We start from the raw sequence: 15,375 nt of genomic DNA on the forward strand, positions 1-15,375 counted from the left end.
ATAGGCTATAACATATTGAGTAAACAAAAATGCCAGCAATAACGCTGGCATTTTTTATACTTTAACGATTATTTTGCTAATTTTTTAGCAAGGTATAACCAAGTTTCAAGTACTGTATCTGGGTTTAGTGAAACAGAATCAATGCCCTGCTCTACTAACCACGCAGCAAAGTCTTCATGATCTGATGGACCTTGACCACAAATACCAACATACTTTCCTTTTGCTTTGGCAGTTTGAATTGCCATAGAAAGTAGTTTTTTGATTGCAGGGTTACGCTCATCAAATAAATGGGCAATTAATCCTGAGTCACGGTCTAAACCAAGCGTAAGTTGCGTTAAATCGTTTGAACCGATTGAAAAGCCATCAAAATGTTCTAAAAATTCATCAGCAAGTAATGCATTTGATGGAAGTTCACACATCATGATTACTTTTAAGCCATTTTCGCCACGTTTAAGACCATGTTCTTCAAGTAATTCAATAACACGTTTACCTTCTTCAAGGGTACGTACGAATGGGATCATGATTTCAATGTTGGCCATATCCATGTCGTTACGAACACGTTTGATTGCTTCACACTCTAGTGCGAAACAGTCACGGAAATCTTCCGAAATATAACGTGCTGCGCCACGGAAACCAATCATTGGGTTTTCTTCTTCAGGCTCGTATTGTTGTCCGCCAACTAAGTTAGCATATTCATTTGATTTAAAATCAGACATACGAACAATTACACGCTCTGGTGCAAATGCACAGCCTAAGGTCGAAATACCTTCAACTAATTTAGCAATATAGAATTCAACCGGTGATTCGTAACCGGCAATCATCTGTGTGATTTCAGCTTTTAACTCATCTGTTTGAGCATCAAAATTTAGCAATGCTTTAGGATGCACACCAATCATACGGTTGATAATAAATTCAACGCGAGCAAGACCAACACCTGAGTGTGGTAAGCGTGCAAAATCAAATGCACGATCTGGGTTACCAACGTTCATCATGATTTTCATTGGTAGTTCAGGCATTTTATCGACACGTGAAGTGAGGATTTCAAAATCTAAAATACCTTCATAAATAAAGCCAGTGTCGCCTTCAGCACATGATACGGTTACTTCTTGGCCTGCTTTAATCAGGTCAGTTGCATTACCACAGCCTACAACTGCTGGAATACCTAACTCACGGGCAATAATTGCCGCGTGACATGTACGACCACCACGATTAGTTACAATCGCTGCAGCACGTTTCATGATAGGTTCCCAATCTGGATCAGTCATGTCGGTTACTAAAATGTCACCTTGTTGAACTTGATCCATTTCTTTAATCGAATCAAGTACACGAACAACACCTGAGCCAATTTTATGACCGATGGCACGTCCTTCAACGACAACAGCACTGCTGCCATTTAGTTGAAAACGCTCCATAACATTCGTATCTTCGTTTGAACGAACTGTTTCAGGGCGAGCTTGTACAATGTATAGCTTGCCGTCATTACCGTCTTTTGCCCACTCGATATCCATCGCGCGGCCATAATGTTTTTCGATGATCACAGCTTGCTTTGCAAGCTCTTGAACTTCGGCATCGGTAATTGAGAATTTATTTGAAAGGGCTGCATCTACATCTACGATTTCTACTTGTTTACCATGCGCTTGATCGGCAGAGTAAATCATTTGAATCGCTTTTGAGCCAATATTACGGCGCACTACAGATGGCTTACCTTTAGCAAGTGTTGGTTTATGAACATAAAATTCATCAGGGTTTACTGCGCCCTGTACAACCATTTCACCTAGACCATAACTTGAGGTGATAAACACGACATCTTCGAAACCTGATTCAGTATCAATACTGAACATAACGCCAGACGATGACTTATCAGAACGTACCATGCGTTGAATACCCGCAGATAATGCTACGCCGCGATGATCATAACCCTGGTGAACACGGTATGAAATGGCACGGTCATTGAAAAGCGATGCGAACACATGCTTGATGGCGACCATTACTGAGTCGATACCACGTACATTTAGGAAGGTTTCTTGCTGACCTGCGAATGATGCATCAGGCATATCTTCAGCTGTTGCTGATGAACGTACTGCGAATGAAACATCGTCTGCTGCATTGCCGTGGAGTTGGCTGTATGCGTCGCGAATGGCTTGGTCTAAATTAGGTTGGAATGGGGTGTCGATAATCCACTGACGAATATCAGCGCCGACTTTTGCTAGTGTATTTACATCTTCCACGTCCAGTGTGTCTAAAATGTCGTGGATCTTTGCATTTAGTCCTGATTGCTCAAGAAACTCATTAAATGCGTCTGCGGTAGTAGCAAAACCACCTGGGACTTGTACACCAGCGTTTGCTAGGTTAGAAATCATTTCGCCGAGTGAGGCATTTTTGCCGCCAACACGAGGAACATCTTGCATACCAAGCTCTTGATACCAGAGAACGTATTCTTGCACGGATCTTTCTCCAAAAAAACAAATTGTAGTAATAACTGTGAGAGTTAAGAAAGAAAACCTTCTAAAAAGGTCACCTTCATTCTACACTGGCAATAGACCTTACGTAAACCGTAGGGTGGCTATTTTAACTATTAAACGTAATAAAAAGGTTAATATGAGAACTGCATTTTATATTTCTGACGGTACTGCTATTACTTCTGAAGTATTTGGCCACGCCACTTTGTCATTATTTCCCGTTGAATTTAATCATAAAACTATCCCTTTTGTTGAAACTGAAAAAAAAGCGAACGAAATAAAAGCATTGATCAATGCAACGGCACAACGCGAAGGCGAAAAACCTTTGGTTTTTTTTACTTTTGTTAATCACAATTTAAGTGAAATTATTCGCTCATCGAACGCCGTTACTTATGATTTCTTAACTACATTTAGTGAGAAAATTGAGCAAGAACTAAAAGTAGCGCCGGTGCCTAAAATTCATCGTACTCATTCAATGCATGAAAAAAGTTATGACTTTAGAATTGATGCCGTGAACTATGCGCTTACGAATGATGACGGCGCTAATATAAGTAACTATGCTGAAGCCGATATAATTTTGGTCGGCGTAAGCCGCAGTGGTAAAACGCCAACTAGTTTATATTTAGCACTACAGTATGGTATTAAAGCAGCTAACTACCCTATCACTGAAGAAGATTTAGATTCGGGTAACTTACCACAGTGCTTAGTAGCCTATAAGCATAAGCTGTTTGGTTTAACGATTGATCCAGTCAGGTTGGCTGATATTCGCCAACGCCGTATGGCTAATTCAAAATACGCTTCACTTAAGCAATGTCGAATCGAAGTACGCGAAGTTGAAATGCTGTATAAAAAACATAAGCTGGCGTATTTAAATTCGACCCATCATTCTGTAGAAGAAATTTCCGCTAAGATCATTTCTGATACTAACCTTGAGCGACGTAAGTACTAACTTCAATATAGTTAATTTTAGTTACACAAGGTATAAAAATAATATCGGACATTAAAAAAGCCGCATCTGCGGCTTTTGATTTTTTGGACTAACTCTACTTACGTGCGTCTTTTAATAAATCTGCAACTAAGAAGCCAAGTTCTAATACCTGATCAGCATTTAAACGTGGGTCACACTGTGTGCGATAACGCTGTGCTAGATCGTCATCAGATAATCCGTAAGCACCACCAGTACACTCAGTAACATGTTGGCCAGTCATTTCTAAATGAACACCACCTGCATACGAGCCCTCAGCTTTATGAACTGCGAAGAACTGGCTGATCTCACGCAAAATATTGTCAAAGCTTCGGGTTTTATACCCTGATGTCGCTTTTTCAGTATTTCCGTGCATTGGATCAGAACTCCAAATTACTTTACGGCCTTCTTGTTGAACGCGACGTACTAAGGCCGGCAACTTTTCAGGAAGTACATCAGCACCCATACGTGTAATTAATGTTAAGCGCCCTGGGATGTTATCTGGATTAAGCGCATCAATTAAACGAATTAAGTCGTCAGGATCCATTCCTGGGCCAACTTTTACCCCAATTGGATTTTTAATACCTTTAAAGAATTCGATATGAGCATGATCAAGTTGGCGAGTACGTTCACCAATCCAAACAAAATGTGCTGAGCAGTCATACCAATCACCAGATAGATGATCACGGCGAGTAAGCGCTTCTTCATACCCCAGTAATAACGCTTCATGAGAGGTGTATAAATCAGTCTCTTTAAGGCTTGGTGCAATTGTTGAGTTAATACCGCACACTTCCATAAACTCAAGCGCATCTTGAATCTTATCCGCAAGTTGTTGGTATTTTTCTTTAAGTGGGTTTGCTGCAACAAAACCCATGTTCCAGCGATTTACCTGATGTAAATCTGCAAGTCCACCTTGTGCAAATGCGCGTAATAAATTTAATGTTGCTGCACTGTGATGATAAGCCGTCATTAAGCGTTGTGGATCGGGAATACGCGCTTGTTCAGTAAACTCAAAATTATTTACGATATCACCACGGTATGAAGGTAAAGATACCCCATCAATGGTTTCTAAATCTGCTGAGCGTGGTTTAGCATATTGCCCTGCCATGCGCGCAATCTTAACTACAGGGCATTTACCGCCATAAGTTAGTACGACTGCCATCTGTAATATTGTTTTAAATGTGTCACGAATATTAGCGGCATTAAAGTCACTAAATGATTCAGCACAATCACCACCTTGAAGTAAGAAGGCACGGCCTTCACAAACGTCTTCTAGTTGTTTAAATAAACTACGGGTCTCTTCTGCGAAGACCAGTGGCGGTGCACTCTTTAATTGGCCTTCAACAGTTTTCAGCGCTTCTTGATCTGGATACTGTGGCTGCTGAAGTATTGGGAGCTCTCTCCAGCTATTTGGGTTCCACGACTGCATATTAATTTCCTCATTCCTACATTTACCTGATAGATGAAAATTAACGTATGCAGTGCCCCTGTTCAAGGACTATATTCGCTAATTATCAATTATTTAGTTATGAGATAAATATTATTGATGATTTGCACTGTTCTGCCACCTTTTTATTTTTTAAAATATGCACAGGGTATTGTTTAACTTATTAATATAAAACATAAAATTAAATAATACAGCGAGACCTTAGTAAATAAACTAAGTGCCTACTCTACAACTGAAAATAAGAACACATCATACTTAAATTGTAATACTATGTAACCTTAACTTTACAGATGAAATTAGATTATTTTTTATATCAAATGGCTGAAGTTTAAAATATGTGCTAGGGGTGCTGAGTAATAAAGAGGTATACCTAAATTAAATGAAATTCAGTTCGTCTGATGTTGCTTGTAACTACCTTGTTTGATTCATGTTGGCACGTATCTCAAATTACTGATAGTTGTCAATTCAAGCCTGAATGACACTGCAATTAAATTAAGGCAATAGTATGTAATTGTAAAATTCGAGCGCTGGTTTGACTCCAACTCCTATACATCTTATTGGCCTATTTCTCAGCGTTCATATAACATTTTTATAATGCCTGGCTTAAACTAGATAGGTTTAGCAGCTTGTTATCACTGTAGTTCAGCTCTTTAACTATATCGACGATTACTTAAGCTTCATGGTTATAAAGTCTGTAAGCGCAGTTTATTTTTGTGCTCACAGCCATAAACTTACTCACTGCAACTGCACGACTGATAATTTGTAAGCTGTTTCAAATTAGATAATCCCCTGAAGCAAAATTGAAATAGTGTGCCTATGAGTAATTTATAGAATTGGTCACATCAATAAGCTCCCGTAAATTGTTGCATTGATATACCAGTATCCATTGGCAACTGAAAACTACAATAGAGTTAGTCCTCACCCTTTAATTACACAACTTATACTTGAGGTAAATACCTCTATCGCATCGGAGATTATACAATTGCAGCAACATGATGTACTTAATCATCAGCTCAAAGGCAATAATTAAACATACTTATTTAGAGATGATCGAACTTTTAAGTTAGAAAAACTATCAACCTATCCGTTATAAGGTCCTTACCAAGAACAAAGAACACATCATACTTAATTCGATTTATAATATATACTTAGCATCGAGTAAAATTAAACGATAAATAAACAGGTGATTGTGCGCTGCTTTGTTTTTAGTTTAACTGCGGCTATGGTAGACTATTATCATCTATATTGTATGATGTGTTCTTATGGTAACTAAAGTACAAATTCGCAGTCAGTTCGATTTACTTAGTGATTTAACTAATCACTTTATTGATGATTTAATGCAATGCGATTATTCAAAGGCTGATTATTATCAATTGCCTGATATTGATAGTAACGATGAAAAGATAGTCCCTCAATCGATCAATGTTACGAAAATTACAGGTGCTACGGGCCAAAAGTTGATTTTAAATTCATTTAACGATATCTATAAAAAATCAGGCTTAAGTAGTCGTGTTTTAAAACGTCACCCTGGGTTACTGGTAATAAAAAATGCGGATCAAAAACAACTTGTTGCTCGAATTCAACAATTAAATAAAGCTAAAGCTGCATTTAAAGAATGTATTCTAGCCATTGATAATAATGATGCTCGCTTTGAAGCGGTTCATAATGCGATACCAAATTTAATAACACTCGCCGCGTACCGTAAAATTCATTTTGAAGTAAACTCCCCTTTTTCAGTTCGTTTTACCTGGATGCACAAACACGCGACTAAAACACTGACAAAAAAGATGGCACTAGCCATGCTCGAAAAATCAGCCGGTTATTCCAATCCTAGAATGATAGATCAACTCAGTTGGCAAACACTCGTTGCTCAAGAACAATTACGTGTCGCTAGTTTAGGAGATAAAGATAAGTTACGAATAAGACGCCCCACCCGCGTTAGCCCACAAGTAAATGTGAGATACACCGCGCAAAATCGTTATCATGTTAGTGCCGCACTACCTTTTATTTTGATAAACCCTGAACCGGATGTAAAACTAGGTACGTTATCAGATTATCAAAAACCACAAAGCCATCCGCGTAAACGAGAGTATGATTTTCTTGTTGATAGATTATATTTGGAACAAGTTGATAAATAATTATGTTAAAAAGGCCGCTATATAGCGGCCTTAGTCAGAATAAGCTTAAGCGGTAAGTTAATCTTTGACTATTTCTTCAATTTTATCTTCGTCGATTAAAACTGCATTTTCAACTATGCGTTTACCACCTTGAATTTCAATACGTTTGTTATGCTTATTCAAAGTAAGTATTTCATCACAAAACTGATCTGAAGGATGCATCTCGTATGTATAATCTACAATGTTACCAGTTTTATCATCTTTAACATTCGTAATGCTATATTCTGAAATAGCACCTTTTTCGATAAGATCTTTCATCGTAGTGGTCATATCACGACGCAATGCTTTTAATTTATTTTCAGTGATATCGTCAGTTGAATAGATTGAGCCATATTTTTCCATGATAGATAACAATCTAAAATGATATGTTTTTCCTGGTGCCGCATAGCGCCAAAGATGATAAAGACGCAACATCATCCAGCGAGATAATCCGCGCTTTAATTCTTGCGCACTATTGAAATAGTAACCTTTGTATTCGAGGTTATCGATCATGTTATGGACAAACGCATTCAAGCACGCAACACATTTAACATTACCGCCCTGCCCTTTTTTACCACTAAAGTGCAAAGAAGAAAGAAAGTTCATATTTGATTCGTAAAATGAATCATCAATATTGGTATTTTTAGTATCTGTCGCTGAATACTTAAACGATAGCTTAGAACCTTGCAGTGCTTCTAATGCTTCTTTGATTTGTGGGTAAGGCATTGATTGCCCAACAGCTTTAAGTTCTTGCGCTAATTCGTTCATCGAAAAAACCACGGCATATTGAATACCGGACTTAAAATTGATTTTAACAATTTTACCTTTAGAAGCTAAACGGATTAATGCACGTTCTACTTTTTCTTCACGATCTGATGGCCAAACTAAATATTCAACATCTTCACCGTCTTTACGGGTACTTACTACCGCTGGAGTAATTTTAATTTCACCATCATACAAAATGCCATCCACTTTTTCGGATATTTTTCGAGTAATAATGGTTTTTTTAGGTGCTTCTTCGAGTGGTAATTTTTTATGGCCTGAGCGAACAAAACGTCCCCACAAATCATAATGATTAAAAGTATTCGAATAGGCCCTTAGTCCATGCGCTGCATTTTCTAATGAAACCCGCACATCTTTATTGTCTGTAAATAATGCGAGGCTTTCGTTATCTATTGCACTTTCCACCCCGTGGATCTGACCCCGTAATGTATCGGGTAAGTTATCTACCGAGATGTTGACCTTTCGGTTCATTGTTCTTATTTCCAATTTTATTGCGACAGCTAATAACAACACATTAAACAGAAAAAGTTAAATGTTTAAGTTAGTACAAAACTGATCTGGGATTAAAATATATGTTCAGATCACTATTTTACTAAGTAACCTTAATGATCTTGATTTTCAGATCAGTTTTTTACTAACACTACGGTTATAAGTCTAAATTTTACTAACTCACGCGTATTTTTGTCCGTGTATTTTTGTTTTTTAACCAAAAATACACGACATAAATCTAATTTTTACTAATGCCTGTGGATAATCATCGAATCAGTTAGCATAGATCTGATCTATACCTACTACAGATCAGATCTATACTAATTGAACAGCCTATTTATCCCGATTGTAAGTGGATAAGTTCTTAATTATCTTAGTAAAAAACTGATCTCAACAGCGGTTTTTGTGCGTAAACCTGTGTTCAAACTGTGTATAACTTAAGTATCTGATTCAGAGTTAGTAAAATTACGATCTGTCAGTTACTAAAGATCTGATCTTAACCAAGTATAAACCTGATCCACTTTTTTTACTATTATTTATATATATCAGAAACTTAGATGTCTATTTTATGCCCTTAACCTTTACTACCTTATATATTTAACCACCTTTAAACTTCTTTATTTATACTAAGCAATTTTAAAATTACAAATTAATTCTAAATGTCTTGTTATTAAAAGCCATGTCGTCATAAATAGTTGTTTACAGTCAATTGAATGGACATTATACTTAATACCTAACTTTGAGGAATAAAGTATGTCAATTCATAATAATGCGCTATCCACCTATCGGCTTTTAAAAGCAACTGCAGAAGTCGCAGAAAAATCATTAGCAGGACGTATTCAGCATTATCGTGCCCACTTAAAATCTGAAGAAAAAGAGCTTCGAACTTACACTCAAAAAGCAGCAGCAGATCTGTTAGGCTGTAACAATCGTACCTTAAAACGCCGCCATGACAATGGTGATTTTGATGAGCTAAACATTAAACGCGGTGCTAACGGCCATTATGCTTACACCTTGGTAAATATATTTGCTATGGCAGATATAATGGATATCCAGCCAGATCACCGCAATGTTGACGATAAATTACAAGTTATTGTTATTAACTCTCTAAAAGGCGGCTGTGGTAAAACAACCAGTATGGTAAATATTGCTGCAGCCCTAGCTACGACTAACATTAAACGTTACCGTATTGGTATTATTGATTTAGATCCGCAAGGGTCATCATCGAGTTTTTTCCCACCCAGTGAACCTGAACCGATCACGGTCGGTGATTTAATGCGAGATTGCATTGACTTAGATCCAGATGAAACTTGGCAGCAACTTGTTACAAATGCTTTTTTGCCTACGCATATCCCAAATATACGCATTTTGCCTTCTGGTATGGATGACTTTTACTTTGAACACGAAACTGCAACGTTGCTAAAAGATAGTTCAAGTTATGAAAAAACCCGTCATTACCATAAACTATTAGAAAAAGTCATTGATCCGGTTAAGGATCAATTCGATATCATTTTAATTGATACAGCTCCATCTCTTAACTTCATGTTTTACAATGCTTTAATGGCATCTACGGCAATGCTGATCCCGGTACATCCTGAAGCCGTTGATTTCGATGCTAATAACAAATATTTAAAACGTTTAGGCGAAATCTATCATACCGTTGCATCTTTAGGTCATGAAGGTTGGGACTTTATGCAATTTTTAGTAACTAATTACGTAAAAGGCAATCATTCACAGCGTGACATCGTTAAAGATGTACGCAGTGCATTTGGTCGTCAGGTAATGAGTTACCCAATTAACCACAGCTCGGCAATTACAGCGAGCTCTTCGTCATTCAATACTATTTTTGATCAAAAAACATCTGACAGTTTAGCAAGTAGAGAATCACTGATCAGAGCTCAAGAAAATATAAAAGATGTTGTTGATGAATTAGAAATGCTGATCCGTTCAAACTGGCAATCAACACAATCTCAATTGAATGAAACTAAGTAAGGTAGTTAACAAAAAATGGCTAAAAAACGTAAAAATGACACCAGCTTAGATCCTTTTGCTACTTCAATTGGTAATAGTAATCTTGATGAATTACTAGAACAAGCAAACGCAGGCGATGTGATCAAAATGCCTGCACCAAGTGATCCTAATCGTCAGATCACACTTGTTTGCAAAGTGATCCCGCATGCTGAAATAGAAAGTACCACCAAGGTGTACGCAAAAAATCGTCGTGTTCAAGTGTTACTCAATGAAAAGTCTGTCGCTGATATACTCCCTGCAATAGCCGAGGATGGTCGTAACCAACACCCCGCCCTATGTTGGGACAAAGGTGATGAAACACTGGTATTAGCCGGCTCACGTCGTCGTATGGCATGTATAATTGGCAATGCTGACTACATGGTTCTTAGTTCGAGTGATTTTACAGATTTAGATGCTAAGATTTTAGCGGTATCGTCAGACCAATATATTGCCCCTAGCCTCTGGGAACTTGGCCAAGCATATCAACAAACAAAAGATGAGTTAGTTGCACAGGGAAAAAAAGGCTCTTATCGTGAAGTAGCCGCCATTGAAGGTGTATCGCATACAGCTATTGCTGATGCAATTAAAGCCTTTGAGAAGCTTCCTGCTGCCGTACTTGCCCTTTATCCAACAGCGAATCATGTTGGCCGTGAAGTAGCTAAAAAACTGATTGCAGCAAAAGAACGTGATGAGCATAGTTTTAATCAGCAAGTAAATCATTTGACACACGATAATAGCTTAGAAGATATAATTGGTGATGATAAGCGTGCAATGACGATCACTAAATTACTTACCGCTGAGCCACAGTCAGCTCAACGTCGAGAAGCACTACTAGAAAATAATTATATCAGCTTGCAACGTAATTTAAAAAGTGGTGATTTATCAATCAAAATTGATAATAAAGTGATGACTGACAAGCGCTTAGAACAGCTAACTAAGTTATTAAATGCATTTAACTAGTTAATAAAAATCTGATCTGAAGGCTTTTTTTGTTAGTAAAATTCTGATCCCAAACTGTGTTTTGTTAGTAAAATAATGATCTAAAATATCAATAAACCTTACTATTGAGCTCATAGATCATTTTTTTACTAACTGATTAGCTATATTTTTCACTCTTACCGCTATTTTTTTATACCTTAGTAAAAATGTGATCTGTAAACGCGCTTAATAATTAACAATATGTTTATAACTTGTGGGTTTGTTGTTGGTTAATTGTGTTTAACTATTAAATTCAGCTGTTTTTGTATTGAGATCATTTTTTTACTAACTTATCAGCTCCAACCAGTCTTTTTAATCATTTTAATGCTTTAGCTCGACGCCGATAAATCATATACTGGTAAAATTATTTTTATTTTTTACTGCCCTGAGCAATATGTCTGCTAACTTATCTAAGAATGACCTACTCGCTATTTTTGAAGAGATCAAGCAAGAGCAAGCGACTCAATTTCCTTTATCTGAGCGATTTATTAAACAGCTGTTTAAGCCTCCTGTGCTCAGTAAAGCAAAAGAGTACGTAGCAAATGGTCAAATTAATTGGTTAGAGCATAATCATGATTTCTCTGTTATTGATGCCTCGGTGTTTGGAAATCAAGGCTGTACTTTTACCCAACATATAGAGATAAAGAAGTTAGCCAATGGTTTTACAGTTGATCGACACTGTTCATGTAATGCCAAAACTAACTGTCGCCACTTGGCTGCTGTATTGTTAAAGCTGAAGATTGATCATTCTGGTGATTACGGCCAAGACTATATAATTAATGATTGGTTTGAAGAGCTAACAACACTTAAGCAAAACCAGTCAGCACAAGCTAAAAATGTACTTTTATTTGTGCTTGATGTAGAAAACAATCGGGTTATTTTAACACCAAAAATTGCCGCTTTCTCTGCAGAACATCAGTATACCCTCGGTAGAAACCTTACTGATCAGCAGCTTAATAGTTTTGTAACACCATCCGATTTACTCGAAACTGATTTTCGTTTATACAGTTGGATCCGTTCTCAAAATGCACTTGGTAATTTAGAGCTTAGAGGGCAATGGGGATTTAACGCATTGCAGCAGTTGATTGCTTCTCAGCGTTTGTTTTTTGGGCGCTCTCGTCAGTCGATTAAAGCAGATAGTGCTGAAGATCTGAGTTTTTCGTGGTCACACAAAAAAGATCTTATTCAATTAAATGTAAGTTTAACGGGTAAACAATCTTGGTTCTTACTTAAAACCACACCACCGACTTATCTTGATACAGAGTCACTACGCATAGGCCGTTTACGTACGCCACTAAGTGGTGAAGAAGTTGCTCATATCAAAGCGATCCCAGCCATTCATACTGCTAATTTTGATCGTGTCTATAAGCAATTAGCTGCAAATTTTGGTGACGGTGTAATACCTCATTACCAATCATCTGAACGTAAAAAAATAAAACGGGTAGCAGATACTTGTGCTGTTGTGGATGTTAGTAATAGCAATAACCAATTAAAGCTTACGCTTACCTTTAACTATCAAGATGGTAATTACGCTCCAAACTCAGCACCAGCAAATATTCTCAATGCATCGCTTGAAAATACCGTTATCACAGAGCTCACAAATTTAGGCTTTGAACTATGTAAAGGGGCTTTACAAAATGAGTTTGTTTTTAATAAACAATCAGTTATTCATCAGCATTGGTTTAAATACGAGGTTTTGCCTAAACTTCGTCAGCGTGGTTGGAAGGTAACTGATAAAAAACTAGTGATAAAAAAATCAATCACTAATGTCAGCTTGGATGTTAAACGTGGTAAAGGTCATCAAATTGTTAGTAAAATAATGATCTCAAACGCTAAAGCTGCCACCGTATTAGCAAACGATAATTCAGAATTTCAATCACTTAATCGTCAAAGCGAACTTTTTTATTATTATGCAAATGGTAAACAGTTTGGAGTAATAACAAAACCAGCTTTTGATACGCTTACTGATTTTAAAGATCGTTTTGAGTTTATAAAAACACGCGATGAATTACTTATACCTTTATCATTTTTAGTACATTTAATGAAGATGAGCTGTTTTGCGGTTAACTTAGTCGACGACAGCTTAGAGTCTTATTTAGCTGAGCTAGATGCACCAGCTACTGCTACTACAGTGTTACATGGCTTGAATGCGGGCGTGCGGCTTCGAGAGTATCAACAGCAAGGCGTTCAATGGCTACAGTTCTTAAAACGCCATCAGTTAGGCGGAATCCTCGCCGACGACATGGGATTAGGCAAAACCTTACAAGTTATTGCATTTTTAGCTAACGCACGGCAACGAGAGCAAGCAGGCCCAACGCTAATTGTCTGCCCAACGAGCTTGGTAAGTAATTGGCAAAATGAAATGGCTAAATTCGCCAGTAGTATTAAAGTGACGACCCTATTTGGTAGCGCGCGGATTGAGCAATTACAACATTTAGCCCAGGCAGATTGCATTCTTACTACTTATCCATTACTCAAGCGTGATATCGCTTACTACTCGCCGTTGTATTTTGAGAATATTATCCTTGATGAAGCGCAGTATATAAAGAATGACAGTGCGCAAGTATCTCGTTTAGTTAAGCGTTTAAATGCACAATTTAACTTATGTTTAAGTGGTACACCGATTGAAAACAATTTATTTGAATTGAAATCATTGTTAGATTTTGCAATGCCTTCATTGCTTGGTTCACAGGCTCATTTTAAACAGCATTTTCAGACTCCGATTGAGCGTGACGCTGATAGTGATCGTGCTAAAGAGCTTAAATCACTGATCTTGCCTTTTATTTTACGCCGTACAAAAGCTGAAGTAGCACAAGAGCTACCACCTAAAACAGAGTTGATCAAAGAGTTTGAATTCGAAGCACAGCAAAAAGACATTTACCAAAGTATTACTGATTCTCTAGAAGAGAAAATGGTCGACCTGTTTGCTTCCCAAGGCGCGCAAAAGAGCAAATTAGCCTTTTTAGAGGCGTTATTAAAGTTACGACAAATATGTTGTCACCCGCGTTTGATTGACGAACACACCTCAGCTAGAAGTGCAAAACTTGACTGGTTGAGTAGCCATTTACCAGTAATGTTAAGTGAAGGTCGTAATATTATTATTTTTAGCCAATTTACTTCTGCATTAGATATTATTGCGCAGCAGCTAGCATCACTGGAGATCAATTACAGCTTGCTTACGGGGCAAACGCGTCATCGCGATAAAGTGATCGAAGAATTTACCAGTGGTCAAACGTCGGTATTTTTAATTAGTTTAAAAGCTGGCGGTACAGGGCTTAATCTTACTCAGGCGGACACTGTGATCCATTTTGATCCTTGGTGGAATCCAGCAGTAGAAAAACAAGCGACAGATCGTGCTTATCGAATCGGTCAAACAAATCCTGTTTTTGTTTATAAACTGATAATGGCGAATTCAATTGAGCAAAAAGTATTTAAAATGCAACAACATAAGCAAGCGCTTGTTGATGCATTATTTACTGAAAAATCAATGAGTTTTACAAAATTTGATGAACAGCAAATGCTTTCTTTGATAAAAAGTTAGCATTATTTCAAATTAGCCTGATTTATTTTGAACTAAATTAGCGTGAGGGCGTCTACTTCTTTGCTTGTTGTTAAATTGCAGTTTACACAAGCATCATTGTTGATTTCCCCCTATTTGGTTACTAGTTTTAGTAATGATTGAGCCAGCCCATTTTGAGCTGGCTTTTTTTATGCCTGCTATTTGGCTCATGCAATATTATTTTATCAATTTTAAATTTATTTTGAACTAAAGTGGTTTGAGGGCGTCTACTCTTTTGCTTGTTGTTGAATTGCAGTTTACGCAAGCATCATGTTGATTTCCCTATTTGGTTACTAATTTTAGTAATGATTGAGCCAGCCCATTTTGAGCTGGCTTTTTTTATGCCTGTGATTTGGCGCATGCAGTATTATTTTATCAATTTTAAATTTATTTTGAACTAAAGTAGTTTGAGGGCGTCTACTCTTTTGCTTGTTGTTGAATTGCAGTTTACGCAAGCATCATGTTGATTTCCCTATTTGGTTACTAATTTTAGTAATGATTGAGCCAGCCCATTTTGAGCTGGCTTTTTT

The 15,375-nt window shown here is 37.3% G+C and carries 8 protein-coding genes; 5 read left to right on the forward strand and 3 right to left on the reverse strand.

Translation table 11 applies throughout. From position 1 onward, the window contains the following. Positions 1 to 68: 68 nt before the first annotated feature. Entirely contained in the window at positions 69 to 2,444 is a 2,376-nt protein-coding gene (gene ppsA, locus H5158_RS01620; RefSeq protein WP_149980298.1) for a phosphoenolpyruvate synthase, read from the reverse strand. Between the two features lie 154 nt (positions 2,445 to 2,598). On the opposite strand from ppsA, the gene H5158_RS01625 reads away from it, so the two are divergent. Next, positions 2,599 to 3,408: a pyruvate, water dikinase regulatory protein gene (locus tag H5158_RS01625; protein WP_145239024.1), complete on the forward strand. Its 810-nt coding sequence runs from the start codon at positions 2,599 to 2,601 to the stop codon at positions 3,406 to 3,408. 94 nt (positions 3,409 to 3,502) lie between these two features. Here H5158_RS01625 and H5158_RS01630 read toward each other — a convergent pair whose 3' ends face one another. Then, positions 3,503 to 4,852 carry a class II 3-deoxy-7-phosphoheptulonate synthase gene (locus H5158_RS01630; protein WP_145239021.1) on the reverse strand — a complete coding sequence of 450 codons (1,350 nt, stop codon included), beginning with the start codon at positions 4,850 to 4,852 and terminating at the stop codon, positions 3,503 to 3,505. A gap of 1,280 nt (positions 4,853 to 6,132) precedes the next feature. On the opposite strand from H5158_RS01630, the gene H5158_RS01635 reads away from it, so the two are divergent. Continuing rightward, a complete protein-coding gene (locus tag H5158_RS01635) occupies positions 6,133 to 7,008 on the forward strand; it encodes a DNA replication terminus site-binding protein (RefSeq protein ID WP_145239018.1) in 876 nt (291 codons plus the stop codon). Positions 7,009 to 7,065: 57 nt separating this feature from the next. On the opposite strand, the gene H5158_RS01640 is transcribed toward H5158_RS01635, so the two are convergent. Beyond that, complete coding sequence (locus H5158_RS01640) at positions 7,066 to 8,280, reverse strand: replication protein A (RefSeq protein ID WP_145239015.1); 1,215 nt, start codon at positions 8,278 to 8,280, stop codon at positions 7,066 to 7,068. Positions 8,281 to 9,051: 771 nt separating this feature from the next. Here H5158_RS01640 and H5158_RS01645 point away from each other — a divergent pair. The 3 genes from H5158_RS01645 (at position 9,052) to H5158_RS01655 (ending at position 14,827) form a co-directional block, all read left to right on the forward strand. Then, complete coding sequence (locus H5158_RS01645; RefSeq protein WP_145239012.1) at positions 9,052 to 10,290, forward strand: AAA family ATPase; 1,239 nt, start codon at positions 9,052 to 9,054, stop codon at positions 10,288 to 10,290. 15 nt (positions 10,291 to 10,305) lie between these two features. Continuing rightward, complete coding sequence (locus H5158_RS01650) at positions 10,306 to 11,268, forward strand: transcriptional regulator (protein ID WP_182717281.1); 963 nt, start codon at positions 10,306 to 10,308, stop codon at positions 11,266 to 11,268. Positions 11,269 to 11,680: 412 nt separating this feature from the next. Next, a complete protein-coding gene (locus tag H5158_RS01655) occupies positions 11,681 to 14,827 on the forward strand; it encodes a DEAD/DEAH box helicase (protein ID WP_182739315.1) in 3,147 nt (1,048 codons plus the stop codon). Positions 14,828 to 15,375: the final 548 nt, after the last annotated feature.

This window comes from Pseudoalteromonas sp. SR45-6, from assembly GCF_014163545.1.
In the GTDB taxonomy this organism is placed as follows: Bacteria; Pseudomonadota; Gammaproteobacteria; order Enterobacterales; family Alteromonadaceae; genus Pseudoalteromonas; species Pseudoalteromonas rhizosphaerae.